Below are 16,303 nucleotides of genomic sequence, written 5' to 3' on the forward strand. Positions count from 1 at the left end.
CCAACCAATTCAAGGGCAACAATCTCGCGCCGCAAGCAGCGCCGCCGCCCTCGTTGGTGAGCGCCTTATAAGCCCCCAATTCCCAAACCGTCAACAGACAAAATTCAAAAAAGTGACGAAAATCGCAAGATGGAAGATCGTGTCTCAAACTGCGGATTTTACGACATAAAATGCGCTGCGGACTTTGAAACCGACCAGGCATGCGGACCGGGACCCGCCAATCGCTGGCGCGGTCCAGCCCCCGTTTGCGAGCGCCATATATAGTACGCGCGCGAGCACCGCCGGCAATGATTTCCAGATTACTTGACGCGTTTTATCATGTATTGTACCTCGCTCATATACGGGCACCCGGAGGAGCGTTTTCAGGATCATCGGCAGCGACGAGAGGCACACGCGGCAACGCACGGCCTGGGTTCGCTCCAACGACCCGCACCATCCGATCCGTGAACTGCCACTTCGACCTCAACCAAAATGGGATAACGATCATGATGCCGAAGCGCTCTTCACTCCTCCTGGCCGCGGCCCTCGCCGGTGCCGGCCTCAACGCCGCACCCGCGGCGGCTCAGGAACTGACCCTTTATTCCGGCCGCGGCGAATCGCTTGTCGCGCCACTGATCGAGATGTTCGAGGAACAGTCCGGCATCGCGGTCGAAGTGCGCTATGGCGGCACTGCGGAAATGGCCGTCCTTATCCAGGAAGAGGGTGACGCCAGCCCGGCCGATATCTTCTGGGCCCAGGACCCAGGCGCGCTCGGCGCTGTCGGTGATCTTTTCGCCCCGATGCCCGACAACGTCCTTGCCAACGTACCCGAGCAGTTGCGCGACGACGACGGACGCTGGGTCGCGGCATCGGCGCGCGCACGCACCTTCATCTATTCGCCCGAGCGCGTCGGCGATGACGAGATGCCGGCCTCGATCGCCGATCTCGCCGACGAGCAATATCGCGGCCGCGTCGGTTGGGCGCCGACAAACGGCTCGTTCCAGGCCCATCTGACGGCATTGCGCGTTCTGCTCGGCGAAGAGGAAACCAAGGCCTGGCTCGAAGCCATGATCGCAAACGACACGCAGATATACTCCAACAACGGCTCGCAGCTGCAGGCCGTCGCCGACGGCGAGATCGATTTCGGCCTCGTCAATCACTACTATCTGCTGCGCCAGAAGGCTTCCGACGCGGCCTTCCCCGTCGATCAGTCGCTCTTCGAGGACGGCGATGCCGGCAATCTTCTGATGGCTGCGGGCGTTGGCGTTCTGGCGTCCTCCGATCAGCCGGAAGAGGCCCGGCAATTCGTTGAATTCCTGTTGTCGGAAGAGGCACAGTCCTATTTCGCACAAGACAACCAGGAGTTCGCGATCACTGAAGGCGCCGACAATTCCGGCATCGAACCGTCGATCGAGGACGTTCTGGCTGCCTCGCCCGATCTCGATCTCAACGATATCGACGATCTGGAAGGCACGCTCGATCTGCTCCGCGAGGTCGGCTTGCTTTGACCACGGTGGTATCGGGCGGGCGCGCCAAGCGTCCGCCCGCCATCATCGCTGTGCCCGCGATGCTTGTCGCAACGGCGATGGTGATTCCGATCTTCTATCTCGTCTTTCGTGCGACCGGGGCTGATATCGCCACGGTCGCATCACTCGTTTTTCGTCCGCGCACTGCCGGTCTGCTGGCCAACACGGCAGCCCTGGCCCTTGGCGTCCTGACCCTCACGACACTGATCGCCGGCCCCCTTGCCTGGCTCACCACCAGGACCGACCTGAAGGGCGCAAGGCTGGTGAATATCCTCGTCACGCTCCCGCTGGCTGTCCCAGGCTACGTCATGGCCTACGCACTGATCGGATTGTCGGGCTATTACGGTTTCATGAACACCGTCTTCGGCGTCACCCTCCCGCGCCCGCAAGGCTGGTTCGGCGCCACGCTGGCTCTCAGCCTCTACACCTTTCCCTATATCTATCTGAACCTTCGCGCCGCACTCGCGGGCATCGACCCGAGCGTTGAGGAAAGCGCGCGCGCGCTCGGGTCGTCGCCGCGCGACGTCTTCTTTCGCGTCACCCTGCCTCATTTGAAGCCGGCGCTCTTCGCCGGCTGGCTCGTTGTCGGGCTCTACGTCATCGGGGATTTCGGCGCCGTGGCGCTGATGCGTTACGAGGTCTTCTCCTACGCGCTCTATACGCAATACGCCGCCGCCTACGACCGCATCTACGCGGCCTGGCTCGCGCTCATTCTCGTTGCCCTCGCGGTCTCGGTGATCTGGTGGGAGAGCCGACTGCGCGAAGGCGCCCGTTTCGCCCGCACGGGAACAGGCGCTGGCGCCGCCCGTCGCATGGTGCGGCTCGGTCCCGCCGGCCAGTCGATTGCCTGGCTCTTCATCACCCTGATCGTCGCCGCCGCACTTGGGCTGCCGGTCGCAGTGCTCGTCTTCTGGCTATCGGCGGAACCGATCCTGCCGGCCCTTCCCGCACTCCTGACCAGCTTCCTCCAATCGCTGTCAGCCGCCGTGCCCTCGGCCGTGCTTGCCGGTCTGCTCGCCCTTCCCGTGGCTGTCCTGGCGGTTCGCTATCCCTCGCCGCTGTCCTTGCTTGTCAATCGGCTGGCCTTTCTCGGCTACGCCGTACCGCCCCTGGCCTTCGCACTGGCCTTCGTCTTCTTCGCGCTGGGCGCTGCGCGGCCGCTCTACCAGACGCATGCCCTTCTGGTGATCGCCTATGCGCTCGCGTTCCTGCCACTTGCTCTCGGCCCAATCCGCTCGGCGCTCTACCTTGCCCGTCCTTCGCTCGAGGAGGCGGCCCGCTCGCTCGGCTACGGGCCACTGGCAGTCCTGCGGCATGTCGTATTGCCGGTCATCCGCCGCGGCGTCGTTGCCGGCATGGTTCTGGTCTTCGTCATCGTCATGAAGGAGTTGCCGATCGCGTTCCTTCTCGCACCGACGGGATTCCGCTCACTAGCCGTCACCCTCTTCAGCCGGACGTCGGAAGGCATGATGGTCGATGCGGCACCCTATGCCGCAGCGATTATTCTTTTCTCCGGCCTGTTTGTTGGGGTAGTGCTCAGGCATGAGACGAAACATGAGTGATGCGGAAAGCAATAGCGACCATCAGGAGCCGCTTCTCGCGGCCAAGGGGCTGGTTCGCCATTTTCCGACAGCGAAGGGCGCAGCTGTGGCAGGCGTCGACTTCGACGTACGTGACGGCGAACTGCTGGCGCTGCTCGGCCCCTCCGGCTGCGGCAAGACGACCACGCTGCGGCTGACCGGCGGCTTCGAACGTCCCGACGCCGGCACGATCTGGCTGGCGGGCCGCGAGATCACCCGCCTTCCCCCGGAAAAGCGGGGCATCGGCTTCGTCTTTCAGGACTACGCCCTTTTTCCGCATCTCGATGTCGCGCACAACGTCGCCTTTGGCCTTCGAGGACGGCCCAAGGGGGAAATCGAAGCACAAGTCCGAGAGATGCTTGCGCTTGTCGGGCTTGCCGATCTCGGCCATCGCATGCCGCATCAACTGTCCGGCGGACAGCAGCAACGCGTCGCACTGGCTCGCACCCTTGCCCTGCAGCCCGCGCTGGTGCTGCTGGACGAGCCGTTTTCCAATCTGGACGCGGCAATGCGTGTGGAGACCCGTCAGGAAGTCCGCAATCTTCTGAAACAGACCGGTTCGGCCGGCATTCTCGTGACGCACGACCAGGAGGAGGCGCTGGCGCTGGCAGACCGCATCGCTGTGATGGATGCGGGGCGCATTCTGCAGATCGGAACGCCCGACGCCGTATACCGCAATCCGGCGAGCGAGTTCGTGGCCCGCTTCATCGGCCGATCCAACATTCTAGAGGCCGAAGCAACGGGAAGTGTCGCGCAAACCGCTTTCGGCCCGTTCACGCTGGAGCGGAACGCGACTGGCGCGGTCCGCCTTGCCGTGCGCCCGGAGCAGATCGTGCTGACGCCGAGCGACAGCCATCCCGACGGCGTCGTGATCGGTCGGGAATTCCGTGGTCACGATCAACTCTATTGGGTACGGACGAAATCAGCGGACCTTCTCGCCTTGGCTGGCCCCAACACGATGCTGGATGTCGGAACCGCAGTCCGCCTGACAACCAGCGAACCCGTCGCGCTGTTCGACGGAGCGGCCGTCTGAGGCACCGTATTTCACCGCTTGCGAATGGAACCATAGACTGCGCTCGCCGTTGTGCTCACACTGAAGTGAACGGAGAGAAGTCATGAACAGCATCATCTACATCGTCGGTCTTATCGTGATCGTCATTGCGATCCTGTCCTTCCTCGGTCTCACCTGAAGAACATTCGGACAGCAAACCGGAACAGAGCGGCAGCGCCAACCTGGCGAGGCCGCTTTTTCACGCGGGCATCAACCACATGACGGACCAAGGCGAGCCTGACCAGGATGATCTGCGTGGCGGGCAGCTGCTTTGGGAAGCCGCCGATTTCGACCCTCAGCCGCTTGGAAGGGATGACCGGACGAATGTGCTGGTTGTCGGGGCAGGCATCACGGGATCCCTGATCGCACAGCACATCGCCGCGCGCGGCATCAACGTTACCGTGGTGGACCGCGAGAAGCCGGGGCGTGGAAGCACGCTCGCCAGCACGGCCATGCTGCAGTGGGAGATTGACAGCCCTTTGCTGGAACTGGCCGAACGGTATGGTTTCGATCATGCCACCCGCATCTATCAGCACAGCGTCGAAGCTGTTCGTGGGTTGAGCGCCCTTGTGCGCGACCAGGCGATCGATTGCAGTTTTGCCGACCGCCCCTCTCTCTATATCGCGGCCGGAGAAGCCGGCCCACGCGAATTGCTGCACGAACATCAGGCACGCCAGCGGGCCGGACTGCCAGGCACATATCTGGAACATGCCGATCTTCTCTCGCGCTTCGGCATAGATCGCGCAGCCGCCATCGCCTCGCCTGGCTCGGCGGAAGCCAATCCCGCCTTGCTGGCACAGCATCTCTTGCGGGATGCGTGCCGCAATGGCGCCCGTCTGATCAAGGACGAGGCGCTATCCTATGATAATGCCGGCCGCTCCGTGGGCGTTGCCTTCGCTTCCGGCCATCTCGTCGAAGCGGAGCACGTGCTGCTGGCCACAGGCTATGTCATGCCGGACTTCGTTCCATCCACCTTGCATTCGATTTCCTCGAGTTTCGCGCTCGCCACGCCGCCACAATCGGCAGCGGCCCTTTGGCCGGCGCGCGCCCTGATCTGGGAAGCCTCGGAGAGCTACGCCTATTTGCGCACCACGCAGGATGATCGAATCATCGTCGGGGGCGAAGACGAGCCTGATGTCTCCGATCCTGAAGCGCGGAACCGCATGATGTCGGGCAAGCGGGAGGCACTGCTCGCAATTCTGCAGGCGCTCTGGCCGCACGGACGGATCGAAGCCGATCGAATGTGGTCCGGCGCGTTCGGCGAGACGACCGACGGGCTGCCGTTGATCGGACCGGTGCCGTCGCACGGCCGCATCCTTGCCGCCTATGGCTATGGCGGAAACGGCATCACCTTCTCCTTCATGGCTTCGCGCATCCTCGCCGATATGGTGGCGGGGAAGCGTGCGGCGTGGCATGACGATTTCGCTCTCGATCGGGACTGACCATCGGCATTTCGCCGCTTTCATCAATCCCATTGCAGCGCGCGGCACGGAACGCCACAATGGCGGCAAAGGAGATTGGCAATGACCAAGGCGCAAATCGTGGGCTGGGCCCATTCTCAGTTCGGCAAGTCCGAGGCAGAGGACACCGAGGCTTTGATGGCACAGGTGGCGCTGCCGGCGATCGAACATGCTGGCCTCGGCACCGCTGACGTGGACGGGATATTCGTCGGCGTCATGAACAACGGCTTTTCCCGGCAGGATTTCCAGGGTGCGCTTGTCGCCATGGGCACACCCGGCCTTGCGAACGTGCCGGCTGTACGCCTTGAAAATGCCTGCGCCACGGGATCGGCCGCGCTTTATACCGCGATGGATTTCATCGAGTCGGGACGAGGGCGTGTCGCGCTCGTCGTCGGCGCGGAGAAGATGACGGCCAAGGCGACGGCTGAGACCGGCGACATTCTGCTCGGTGCGAGCTATCGCAAGGAAGAGGCCGATGTTGAAGGCGGTTTCGCGGGTCTCTTCGGCCGCATTGCCCAGCAATATTTTCAGAAGTATGGCGATCGCTCGGAAGAACTGGCACTGATCGCGGCAAAGAACCACGCCAATGGCCTTGCCAATCCGTTCGCGCACATGCGCAAGGATTTCAGCGCGGCGTTCTGCAACACCGTTTCGGAGAAGAACCCCTATGTAGCCCCCCCCGCTTCGGCGCACGGACTGTTCGCTGATTTCAGACGGCGCGGCAGCGATCGTCCTTGCCGACGAGGAAGTCGCGGCGACCCTTCACCGGGCGATCGCTTTCCGGTCGCGGCGCCACGTCAACGACATTCTCGCGCTGAGCCGCCGCGACGTGACGGCCTTTGCCGGCGCCCGCCTGGCCTGGCGCCACGCACTCGACGATGCGCAAATGCAGTTGGATGATCTGGATTTCGCGGAAGTGCACGATTGTTTCACCATCGCCGAACTCATCGAGTACGAGGCGATGGGCCTGGCCGAGCCGGGCGAAGGCGGGCGGGTCATTCGCGAAGGCATGGTTGCCAAGGACGGGCGCCTGCCGATCAATCCTTCCGGCGGGCTCAAATCAAAGGGACATCCGATCGGTGCGACCGGCGTATCCATGCACGTCATGGCCGCCATGCAGCTTGCCGGTGACGCTGGCGACATGCAGATACCCGGCGCGTCGAAAGCTGCAGTCTTCAACATGGGCGGAGCCGCCGTTGCAAATTACGTGTCGATTCTCGAACGGGTAGGCTGACGCCGCGCTCATGGCGTTGGTTCGGGCGTTCACCTCTACACGGAATCGGGCCAGCGAGGTGGCGCACCGACCGTTGCGGAGGTGGGGTCAGCCATCAATGCATAGGCCTGTCGCAAACGATCCCCGCTCCGCCCCATGGGATAAAGCGCCGGATCGGAGGAAAGCGGCAAGACGAACGTCAATTCCGTTTCAGCCGAATGCTGAACGGTCCCGCCGGCCGCGCGCAGGAGCGCGATCATGCCATGATTTTCGCGATGCACATAGGCGATGAAGCGGGTGATTCCCACACCGGTTGCGCAGTAGGCGATGGCCCCGATCATCAGCGTTCCGATGCCACGACCCTGATAGGCATCGACAACAGTGATCGCCATCTCCGCCGCATCAGGGAGATCGTCAAATCGCTCATAGCGCGCGATCGCGACCGGAACCGGCGGCGTCTCACCAATGTCCAGCGCACCGAACGCCCGGTGTTCGTCGTTCCCCTCGCTCGTGAAGCGTTTCAGATCTTCGTCCGAGAGCCGGCTCATCATGGAGAGGAACCGGAAGAAGCGCGAGCGCTGTGACAGATGCTCGAAACCGGCCAGAAGATGCCGCTTGTCTCCTGGCACCACCGGCCGGACGAGAAGCCGCCCGTCTTTGATATCGATCTCGAACATTGGCCCATTCTAGGGCGTTTGCGCGTCAGGCGGAAACCAGCGCCCGCAGGATGCGTCGCAGCGCAATCAGACAGACTGATCTCCCGACGCCGGGACACAGCTTCGCAGCGGAACAGATCGGTAGGTTGGGCGTTGGAAATATTAGGATGTGTTGAGATTCCGGTCGGCCGCGACGTATCCAATTCATTGCTCGAAATCCCAGCGCGGTAATGGCATCTAGATGAACGACAGCACGACGAACACCGCTCCTGAAAGCCGGGGACGCCGGGCAGACTCGCCTCGCCAAATTCCTAAGCGCGGCTGGTGGGACATCGGCTGGCGCATCTGGCGCAATATCGGCGACAACCGCATCATGCTGGTCGCCGCCGGCGCGACCTTCTATCTTTTGCTCGCGCTGTTTCCGGCACTGGCTGCCTTCGTGTCGCTCTATGGGCTGGTGGCCGATCCCGTATCGATCGGCGACCAGATCGCCTTTCTCGGTCGCTTGCTGCCATCGGGCAGTCTCGACATCATCGAAAGCCAGCTCGACGCACTCGCCTCCCAGGATGCCAGCGCCCTCAGCTTCGGCTTCGTTGCAGGTTTGGTGATCGCGCTTTGGAGCGCGAACAATGGGATCAAGACGCTCTTCGACGCACTCAACATCGTCTACAACGAACGTGAAAAGCGCAGCTTCATCAGGCTCAACCTGTTTTCTGCGGTCTTCACCATGGGCGGCATCCTGATCGGGATCGTGCTGATCGTATCCGTCGGCGTTGTTCCAGCCATCATCGCCTTTCTGCGACTTGGCGATTATGTGGACTTGCTGATTGCGACCTTGCGCTGGCCCGTCATGTTGGTCTTCGTCCTCACCGGCATCAGCCTGCTCTATCGGTTCGGACCGAGCCGAAAACGCGCCAAATGGCGCTGGCTGGTTCCAGGCGCTCTCTTCGCCACCATTTTCTGGATCATCGCCTCCGCAGCGTTTTCATACTATCTGCAGAACTTTGCCGACTACAATGCGACCTATGGCTCGCTCGGTGCAGTCATCGGCTTCATGACCTGGACGTGGATATCCGTCATCATTCTGCTTGTCGGTGCACAACTGAACGCCGAGATCGAGCACCAGACAGCAAACGACACGACGGTTGGCAGCGCCGCACCGATCGGCAAGCGCGGCGCCTTCATGGCCGACGAAATCGGCGTCGAGGCGCCATAGGCAGTCTCAACCTTGAGCGGTTGCCACCGAACAAATTCGGCCTGCCTCACTGACGCCCTGCAAATCGGCGGGCGGCTTCCAGTTCGGACTGTTGGATTTCGTGGCCACCGTCGTGCCAGACGAGGTCGACATCGGCCCCGCCCGCATCGTAATGCGCGGCAAGTTTCATGGTCTGCGGCGGAGGGCATATGGGGTCGCGCTGTCCCGCAGTGATGACGACATCCATCCCATCAAAGCGCGCATCTGTCGGAGGATCGAACGGGATCAACGGATGCATCAGCATGACGGCGTCGAAAAGCGGCTCGCGAAAGGTCATCGAGGAAAGGATGTTCGCGCCGTTCGAATAGCCGAGCCCGATGATCCGAGACGCGTTTGCCGCCTCTCGTTGTGCCTTGACGAAATCCGACATCGCCGACGTGCGAACCGAAAGATCGTCCATGTCATAGACCCCTTCGCCGGTGCGCCGGAAAAACCTCAGCGCACCACCCTCCGAAACGTCGCCGCGCGGTGAGACGATCGTCGCCGCAGGCATCAGCCGAGCTGCAAAATCGAAGAACTGATTTTCGTCTCCGCCGGTGCCGTGGAAGACGAAGAGGATCGGTGAACCGGGCTCTCCCGCCCGCTTTCTATGGATATACGCTTCAAGGCTCATCATCTCACCTCAATCGAGCGCTTGCAGGTGCGTTTCCAGGTAGTCGCGCAGATGCGCATGTTGGCTCGGCAACTTGAGGGCCTCACCCAGATGCGCGGTGTCCTCGTCACGGTCGAAGCCTGGTTCGTTGGTCGCGACCTCGAAGAGCACGCCACCGGGGGTGCGAAAATAGATCGCCCAGAAGTAATCCCTGTCGATCACCGGCGTGACCTGATAGCCGGTATCAATCAGCGCTTTTCGGACCACCGCCTGCGCGGCGCGGTCGGCAACGGAAAAGGCGATATGGTGAACGGATCCAGCCCCTTGGTCGGCATGACGGGCTGAAGATACCGTTTCGACATCGACCACATGCGCCCCGTTGCCATTGGCCAGAGCAAAGCGACGGGTGTCGCCGTATGTGTCAACGGGGTCAAAGCCCATGAACCGCAAAAGCTCGGCCGTCGCGCCTTCATCACGAAGGCGCATGGAGACGGAATGAAAGCCCCGGATTGCCTGGTCCTCGCCGATGCCCCCGGCAGTCCAGGCGGCACGCCGGTCTTCCGGCACCTCGACTAGGGCGAACGCATCGCCGTCAGGTCCGGAAAAATTGAGCGTCTTCGCACCGAAGACATCGCCGATGGTCAGTTCACCGGCCCCTTTCGCGGACAATCGTTCCTGCCAGAAACCGAGCGCGCCGTCCGGTACGGAGAAAGCCGTGCGGCTGACTTCGCCGGTACCAGGGCGTCCCTTCCTGATCCCGGGAAAGGGGAAATAGGTCATCACTGAGCCGGGCGTGCCGACTTCGTCGCCATAGTAGAGGTGGTAGACGTCGGGCGCGTCGAAATTGACGGTTTTCTTCACCCGTCGCAGGCCGAGCACCTCCGTGAAAAAACGATTGTTCTCTCTTGCATCGCTCGCCATCGAAGTGACGTGATGCAGCCCGTTGATCTGATCCAGCATGGAACGTCTCCTTAACGCATCGGCAGTCTCCGCACTAAGTGGAGCACCGCAGCGTCAACGCCAACCTACCACAGCGGCGATAGATCGTTCTAAAAAACGAAACAATCAATCGGATCGGTCAAATGGGCAGGCGCGGCCAGAAGAATCCGGCTCGACGCCGATAGTCGGCATAGTCGCCGGCCAGTGAGGAGTCGGCGATATTGCGCTCCTCGCCGATTGCCGCCTTGGCGTAGATGAAAACGAGGATAGCGACGGGGACGATGGCAACCGGCGCCCAGGTCGCGATGGCCCAACCTGCCCACTGCAGGAGATAGGATGTGTAGAAGGGGTGCCGGATATAGCCGTATGGGCCGCTTTTCAGGATCGATCGCGGCTTCTGCCCTTCAAACACATAATAGAGTTGGGCCTCTCGGGATGCCCGGATCGCGGCCACGAAGAGCAGCGACGCGACGATCTCGATTGCCAGCCCGGCCAGTTGCGCGCCAAGCGGTTGGACGCGCGTGAACTGCAGATAGATGAAAAGTGCGATGGTGATAATGCCGACCGCCGAGATCACCTTTGCCCCGATGGGCATTCTGTCAGTGACGAAATGAAAACGCATGGCCCAGACGAACTGGCCGATGACGAACAGACTGACGAGCGTGACGACGATATCAAGAAGAAATTGCATGCTGTGACGGAGGCCCCACCGAACTGCGTCCATCGACGGTAGCGCCAGGTTGCAATGGGCGCAAGTTCACTACCCCGGCTGTTCAACTGAATTTGTTCGTCCCGTGCCGTCGGTTCGAACGCGGTAACCAGAAGGTTACCATATCCGTAAACCTTCCATTGAAATCAATGTGCGAGGATTGAACAACCAGAAGAGCCGGTAAAGGTCATGTCGACCCAATCGAAATTGATAAAGACGAGCCATGCCGCGATCCATGTTCGCGACAACGGCATTGAAGGCACGGGCCTTCCCATTGTGATGATCCACGGCTCATCAAGCGCCGGCGCCGTCTTTCTGCGTCAGTTCGCGTCTGATGCCTTGCTGAACCACCGGCTGGTGGCGATTGATCTTCCCGGCCACGGCCTCTCGGGCGATGCCTACGATCCAACCCGAACCTACACCGTGCGCGGCCTCGCCGACACCATCAAGGAAGTGCTCGGCAAGCTCGAAATCGCCCGATGCATTTTCGTCGGCTGGTCGCTTGGCGGACACGTCGCGCTCGAGATCGCCGCGACCACGCAACTGGCAGCCGGCGTCCTTCTCAGTGGAACGCCCCCCGTTCACAACGGACCGCTCGGTCTCCTTCGCGGCTTTCAGGCCCATTGGGACCTGTTTCTCGTATCCCGAAAAGTCTTTTCCGAAAAGGATGCGCAAAAATTTCACCGCCTTTCCTTTGGCAACTCCGGCGATGAACAATTCCTGGCAGCAATCCGTCGGGCCGACGGTCGCCTGCGCGTGAATTTCCTGAAGAGCCTGATGCATGGAGAATGCATCGATCAAAAGCGCTTTGTGGAGAGCTCGAAAACACCGATTGCGATCATCAATGGCGCTCTCGATCCATTTGTGCGGCTCGGCTACATCGAAACCGTAAATTACGCCAATCTCTGGCGCGATCGGTGCCATGTGATTCCAGCCACTGGCCATGCCCCGTTCATCGAGGCGGCAGAGCTCTACAATCCCTTGATCGCAGCATTCGCTGCCGATGCCGGAACGCAAATGGCGCTATGTCCCGATCGGGCCGGCCGGGTCGCCTGACCGGCCCCAAGCTTGACCTTCCGAGCCTTTGGCGTAATTACTCTGCAGTCGGGACGCTCGGAGTAGAAGCTCATGAAGAAAATCGTTGCTGTGCTGATTGTTATGGCTGCCGCGGCTGGATGCACACCCACGGAAGAAGGCGCCGTGATCGGAGCGGTCTCGGGTGGTGCGGTCGGAGCGGCCGTGGGCGACACCGAAGGCGCACTCATCGGTGCCGCAGTCGGCGGCGCGGCTGGAGCGCTCATCGGACGAGCATCGGAAAATCCGGGCCAGTGTTACTACCGTGACAATTATGGCCGCCGCTATATCGCATCCTGCCCGCGCGGATACTGATACAAGGACAGCTTTGTCTGATCGGGGCCGTACCGAGAGGAACCGGCCCTGATCATAGCCCCTTGACTCTTCGGCTGCGAATGAAGCCGCTATCGGGCGGTCGAATTGATGCATCCGCGTGCCGTAGGCAGCCATGAATTCCACATCTAGCCGATCGAAGTCACGCGAGCGCGACATCTTGCGATGAACGAAGCAAGAACACGGTGACGTCAGCGATTCGTCGTCATTTCGTTCCGCGCCTGTTCCAGGCCATGGCTCGTCTGGCACGGCGGAACAAACGCTCCCATATCACGATTGGAGAGAACCTGACCCGCATAAGAACGGAGGGGCTGGCCATAAGGGGAACCCACTCATTTGAATTGATCGGCGGAAAACGCTTATGCTGCAATCCGCCGCGTCGCGGCGAGAGACGGACTGCTTGACCCGATGCCTCATGCGATAAACCCCGTGGTGACGAACCGCGCGGTCCGAAATGACCCCCTGATCCTGAGTGGCCGCGCCGTCACGGCCGTTCTTGGCCCCACGAACACAGGCAAGACCCATTACGCCATCGAGCGCATGATCGCACACCGGAGCGGCATCATCGGTCTCCCGCTGCGGTTGCTGGCGCGCGAAGTCTATTCAAGGCTGGTCGCGCGCGTCGGCGTCCAGAACGTGTCCCTGGTGACGGGCGAGGAGAAGATCACGCCAGCCGGGGCGCGCTATGCCGTCTGCACGGTCGAGGCGATGCCGCGCCATACCACCGCAGCTTTCGTTGCCATCGACGAAGTGCAACTGGCGGGCGACCTGGAGCGCGGCCATATCTTCACCGATCGGATCTTGCATCTTCGCGGCACCGAGGAGACGCTTCTCCTGGGCGCGGCAACAGTCAAAGGCATCCTGGAGCACCTCTTGCCGGGGCTCAACGTCGTCGAACGACCGCGCCTCTCGCAGCTTTTCTACGCCGGGTCGAAAAAGATCACCCGTCTGCCGCGTCGTACGGCGATCGTTGCGTTTTCGGCCGACGAGGTCTATGCGATCGCGGAGCTCATCCGCCGCCAGCGCGGCGGCGCCGCCGTCGTCCTCGGCGCGCTCAGTCCCCGCACCCGCAACGCCCAGGTCGAACTCTATCAGAACGGCGACGTCGATTTCCTCGTCGCGACCGACGCCATTGGCATGGGGCTCAATCTGGATGTCGACCACGTCGCATTCGCCCAGGATCACAAGTTCGACGGTTATCAATACCGGCCGCTCAATCCCGCCGAACTCGGCCAGATCGCCGGGCGCGCCGGACGCCATGTTCGAGACGGCACATTTGGCGTTACCGGCCGCGTCGAGCCACTCGACCCTGAGGTCGTCGAACGCATCGAGACCCATCAATTCGCACCCGTGCGCGTCTTGCAGTGGCGCACTGATGCCATGGACTTCTCCGATCTGACTGCCCTGCGCCGCTCGCTGGAGCGCACGCCTCCCGTTTCCGGGCTCACCCGTGCGCTGCCGGCCGTCGACCAGCAGGCACTTGAGCAGCTTGCCACCTATCCCGAGATCCGTGACCGCGTCACGTCGGCAGGGCGCGTGGAGAAACTGTGGGAGACCTGCGCCCTACCCGATTACCGTCGCATCGCGCCGGCCCAACACGCCGACCTCATCGCCACGCTCTACACTGACCTGATCGAGGATGGCGCCGTGAGCGAGGACTTCATCGCCGAACAGGTGTTGCGCTCCGATAGCACCGATGGCGAGATCGACACATTGTCGGCCAGAATCTCGCAGATTCGAACCTGGACCTATGTTTCCCACCGGCCCGGCTGGCTTGCCGATCCGACACACTGGCAGGAAAAGACTCGTAAAATCGAGGATCGCCTGTCCGATGCTCTCCACGAAAGGTTGACGAAACGCTTCGTTGACCGCAGGACATCCGTTCTCATGAAGCGCCTGAGAGAAAATGCAATGCTTGAAGCTCAGATCAGTGTCGACGGCGACGTCTATGTAGAAGGTCACCTTGTCGGCCAGCTCGCCGGTTTCCGATTCACGCCCGACAACCAGGCCGAAGGCCCGGATGCCAAGGCGGTTCTCGGTGCGGCCCAGAAGGCGCTGGGTATAGAATACGAAGCCCGTGCCGCCCGTCTCCATGCGTCCGGAAATGGTGATTTCGCCATCGGCTCCGACGCCACCGTGCGCTGGCTCGGCGAACCCGTCGCGCGCTTGACGGCCGGCGAGGAAATCCTGCGGCCACGTGCGGTGCTTCTGGTTGACGATCACCTTTCCGGTGCGGCGCGCGAGCATGTCGCAGCACGCATCGAGCGCTTCGTCCAGCACCATATCGCGACTGTGCTCAAGCCGCTGGACGACATCGCGCATGCCGACGACATCGAGGGCCTGGCGCGCGGCCTGGCGTTTCAGCTCGTCGAAAACCTCGGTGTTCTCTTCCGCCGCGACGTTGCCGACGACGTCAAGGCGCTCGACCAGGACTCACGCGCCCAGTTGCGCCGCTACGGCGTGCGCTTCGGTGCCTACCACATCTTCATGCCCGCTCTTTTGAAGCCGGCGCCGGCCGAGATGATCACGCTCTTGTGGGCATTGCGCAACGACGGTCTGGACAAGGCTGGTTACGGTGAACTCATCACCGTGCTCGCGGCGGGGCGCACATCCGTTGTTACCGATCCGACTTTCGAACGGACATTCTACAAGCTCGCCGGCTTCCGGTTCCTCGGCAAGAGGGCCGTGCGCATCGACATATTGGAGCGCTTGGCCGACCTCATTCGCCCGGCGCTGCATTGGAAGCCGGGAATGGCCAGTCGGCCGGAAGGCGCCTATGACGGTCGTCGCTTCACCACGACGCCTGCCATGCTGTCGATCCTCGGGGCGACCGCCGAAGACATCGAGGAAATCTTGAAGGGCCTCGGCTATCGCGCCGATCAGGTCAGCGCGGAGGAGGCGAACGCTCATCTGGCGCAGTTCGAGACCGCCGGCGCGCCCGTGGCAACACCGTCGGCGAAGGCCGAACCGTCACCTGCCAATGCCACCGACGACCCCGCGTCGACGCCAAGCGAGACGCCATCAACCGAACCGGCCACCTCGCCCGAGACCGAGGCAACGCCAGCCATCTCCGAAACGGCGGCGCCAGAGGCCGCCCCGACCGGCAACGATGCGACCGGCGATATCGAGGTAACCGCGGCTGACAAACCGGCCGACGCTGACAAACCGGCCGAAGACGGCGCGCTTCCAGTCGAAGCCGCCGAAGAAACAGAGCCGAAGCCGGTCCTGCTCTGGCGTCCGGGCAGCGGCCGCTCCGACAACAGCCGGCAGCAGCGCGGGCCACGCAATAGGCGCAGCGCCCCATCTGGCGCCCCCGGCGATCCAGCCGAAACCGATCAGCAACGCCGTCCGCGGCGCGGTCATTCCGCCAAGCCAGGTGGCAAGAAGGAACAGGGCAAGCCTTTCCGAAGCAAGGAGGGGAAGCCGAAGCAGAACTTTGCCAGCCGCCCGCCGCAGAAGGAGCGCCCGCTCGATCCGGACTCACCGTTCGCCAAGCTGGCCGCGCTCAAGGAGAAGCTCGGCAAGTGACCGGCTGAGGAGGCCGCGTTGTCGCAGGAACGCCAGCGCATCGATAAATGGCTGTTCTTCGCGCGCGCCGCGAAGTCACGTTCGATCGCCGCCAAGCTCGTTCAGGCTGGCCGTGTGCGCGTCGATGGCGAAAAGATCGACCAGGCAAGCCATCCCGTCAAACCGGGCGAGACGCTGACGATCACCCTCGATCGGCAGATTCGGATTCTCAAGGTGGTGGCTCCTGGCGCACGGCGAGGGCCGTTCGAAGAGGCAAGGCTGCTCTACGAAGACTTGACCCCGGCGCCGGATCCGACCCGCACGCCCATGCCTTCGGAACTGGGGCCCGTTCGCCAGCCAGGCGCCGGACGCCCGACCAAGCGCGAACGCCGCCAACTCGATGCATGGACTGCCCGCGATGAGGATTGA

Annotated in this window: 13 protein-coding genes and 1 pseudogene; 10 read left to right on the forward strand and 4 right to left on the reverse strand. The window is 62.3% G+C overall.

The features are described from left to right. The first annotated feature begins 485 nt into the window (after positions 1 to 485). The 5 genes and pseudogenes from CN673_RS19690 (at position 486) to CN673_RS19710 (ending at position 6,830) form a co-directional block, all read left to right on the forward strand. Positions 486 to 1,487 carry an iron ABC transporter substrate-binding protein gene (locus tag CN673_RS19690; protein WP_210200125.1) on the forward strand — a complete coding sequence of 334 codons (1,002 nt, stop codon included), beginning with the start codon at positions 486 to 488 and terminating at the stop codon, positions 1,485 to 1,487. 5 nt (positions 1,488 to 1,492) lie between these two features. Then, the gene (locus CN673_RS19695) at positions 1,493 to 3,067 is read left to right on the forward strand and encodes an ABC transporter permease (RefSeq protein ID WP_245410015.1); all 1,575 of its coding nucleotides are present in this window, start codon (positions 1,493 to 1,495) and stop codon (positions 3,065 to 3,067) included. Next, positions 3,060 to 4,118 (forward strand): ABC transporter ATP-binding protein, encoded by a 1,059-nt coding sequence (locus CN673_RS19700; protein WP_198586079.1) that lies wholly within the window; start codon positions 3,060 to 3,062, stop codon positions 4,116 to 4,118. Before CN673_RS19695 ends, CN673_RS19700 begins: the two co-directional genes overlap by 8 nt. Positions 4,119 to 4,354: 236 nt before the next feature. Next, positions 4,355 to 5,578 (forward strand): NAD(P)/FAD-dependent oxidoreductase, encoded by a 1,224-nt coding sequence (locus tag CN673_RS19705; RefSeq protein WP_099868125.1) that lies wholly within the window; start codon positions 4,355 to 4,357, stop codon positions 5,576 to 5,578. Positions 5,579 to 5,659: 81 nt separating this feature from the next. Then, positions 5,660 to 6,830: pseudogene (locus tag CN673_RS19710) on the forward strand (acetyl-CoA acetyltransferase). Positions 6,831 to 6,865: 35 nt separating this feature from the next. Here CN673_RS19710 and CN673_RS19715 read toward each other — a convergent pair. Further along, positions 6,866 to 7,486 (reverse strand): GNAT family N-acetyltransferase, encoded by a 621-nt coding sequence (locus CN673_RS19715; protein ID WP_099868126.1) that lies wholly within the window; start codon positions 7,484 to 7,486, stop codon positions 6,866 to 6,868. A gap of 220 nt (positions 7,487 to 7,706) precedes the next feature. On the opposite strand from CN673_RS19715, the gene CN673_RS19720 reads away from it, so the two are divergent. Further along, positions 7,707 to 8,681 (forward strand): YihY/virulence factor BrkB family protein, encoded by a 975-nt coding sequence (locus CN673_RS19720; protein ID WP_099868127.1) that lies wholly within the window; start codon positions 7,707 to 7,709, stop codon positions 8,679 to 8,681. Positions 8,682 to 8,727: 46 nt separating this feature from the next. Here CN673_RS19720 and CN673_RS19725 read toward each other — a convergent pair whose 3' ends face one another. From CN673_RS19725 to CN673_RS19735, 3 genes are all read right to left on the reverse strand, one after another. Continuing rightward, the gene (locus tag CN673_RS19725; protein ID WP_099868152.1) at positions 8,728 to 9,333 is read right to left on the reverse strand and encodes an alpha/beta hydrolase; all 606 of its coding nucleotides are present in this window, start codon (positions 9,331 to 9,333) and stop codon (positions 8,728 to 8,730) included. 9 nt (positions 9,334 to 9,342) lie between these two features. Then, positions 9,343 to 10,272 (reverse strand): VOC family protein, encoded by a 930-nt coding sequence (locus CN673_RS19730; protein ID WP_099868128.1) that lies wholly within the window; start codon positions 10,270 to 10,272, stop codon positions 9,343 to 9,345. A 118-nt stretch (positions 10,273 to 10,390) separates the two neighbouring features. Further along, entirely contained in the window at positions 10,391 to 10,942 is a 552-nt protein-coding gene (locus CN673_RS19735; protein ID WP_099868129.1) for a methyltransferase family protein, read from the reverse strand. Positions 10,943 to 11,149: 207 nt separating this feature from the next. Between CN673_RS19735 and CN673_RS19740 the strand changes: the two genes are divergently transcribed. The 4 genes from CN673_RS19740 (at position 11,150) to CN673_RS19755 (ending at position 16,303) form a co-directional block, all read left to right on the forward strand. Then, positions 11,150 to 12,016 (forward strand): alpha/beta fold hydrolase, encoded by an 867-nt coding sequence (locus CN673_RS19740; protein WP_099868130.1) that lies wholly within the window; start codon positions 11,150 to 11,152, stop codon positions 12,014 to 12,016. A 72-nt stretch (positions 12,017 to 12,088) separates the two neighbouring features. Next, positions 12,089 to 12,349: a YMGG-like glycine zipper-containing protein gene (locus tag CN673_RS19745; protein ID WP_099868131.1), complete on the forward strand. Its 261-nt coding sequence runs from the start codon at positions 12,089 to 12,091 to the stop codon at positions 12,347 to 12,349. 426 nt (positions 12,350 to 12,775) lie between these two features. Further along, positions 12,776 to 15,895, forward strand: coding sequence for a helicase-related protein (locus CN673_RS19750; protein WP_099868132.1), 3,120 nt, complete (start codon positions 12,776 to 12,778; stop codon positions 15,893 to 15,895). Positions 15,896 to 15,913: 18 nt separating this feature from the next. Next, positions 15,914 to 16,303 carry an RNA-binding S4 domain-containing protein gene (locus CN673_RS19755; RefSeq protein ID WP_099868133.1) on the forward strand — a complete coding sequence of 130 codons (390 nt, stop codon included), beginning with the start codon at positions 15,914 to 15,916 and terminating at the stop codon, positions 16,301 to 16,303.

This window comes from Neopararhizobium haloflavum (assembly GCF_002750855.1).
In the GTDB taxonomy this organism is placed as follows: Bacteria; Pseudomonadota; Alphaproteobacteria; order Rhizobiales; family Rhizobiaceae; genus Georhizobium; species Georhizobium haloflavum.

Excerpts from the sequence above, each read along its gene's own strand:
- CN673_RS19750 (WP_099868132.1), top strand. The coding sequence starts at position 12,776 with ATGCCTCATGCGATAAACCCCGTGGTGACGAACCGCGCGGTCCGAAAT.
- CN673_RS19690 (WP_210200125.1), top strand. The coding sequence starts at position 486 with ATGATGCCGAAGCGCTCTTCACTCCTCCTGGCCGCGGCCCTCGCCGGT.
- CN673_RS19730 (WP_099868128.1), bottom strand. The coding sequence starts at position 10,272 with ATGCTGGATCAGATCAACGGGCTGCATCACGTCACTTCGATGGCGAGC.
- CN673_RS19720 (WP_099868127.1), top strand. The coding sequence starts at position 7,707 with ATGAACGACAGCACGACGAACACCGCTCCTGAAAGCCGGGGACGCCGG.
- CN673_RS19700 (WP_198586079.1), top strand. The coding sequence starts at position 3,060 with ATGAGTGATGCGGAAAGCAATAGCGACCATCAGGAGCCGCTTCTCGCG.
- CN673_RS19715 (WP_099868126.1), bottom strand. The coding sequence starts at position 7,486 with ATGTTCGAGATCGATATCAAAGACGGGCGGCTTCTCGTCCGGCCGGTG.
- CN673_RS19705 (WP_099868125.1), top strand. The coding sequence starts at position 4,355 with ATGACGGACCAAGGCGAGCCTGACCAGGATGATCTGCGTGGCGGGCAG.
- CN673_RS19735 (WP_099868129.1), bottom strand. The coding sequence starts at position 10,942 with ATGCAATTTCTTCTTGATATCGTCGTCACGCTCGTCAGTCTGTTCGTC.
- CN673_RS19740 (WP_099868130.1), top strand. The coding sequence starts at position 11,150 with ATGTCGACCCAATCGAAATTGATAAAGACGAGCCATGCCGCGATCCAT.
- CN673_RS19725 (WP_099868152.1), bottom strand. The coding sequence starts at position 9,333 with ATGAGCCTTGAAGCGTATATCCATAGAAAGCGGGCGGGAGAGCCCGGT.
- CN673_RS19745 (WP_099868131.1), top strand. The coding sequence starts at position 12,089 with ATGAAGAAAATCGTTGCTGTGCTGATTGTTATGGCTGCCGCGGCTGGA.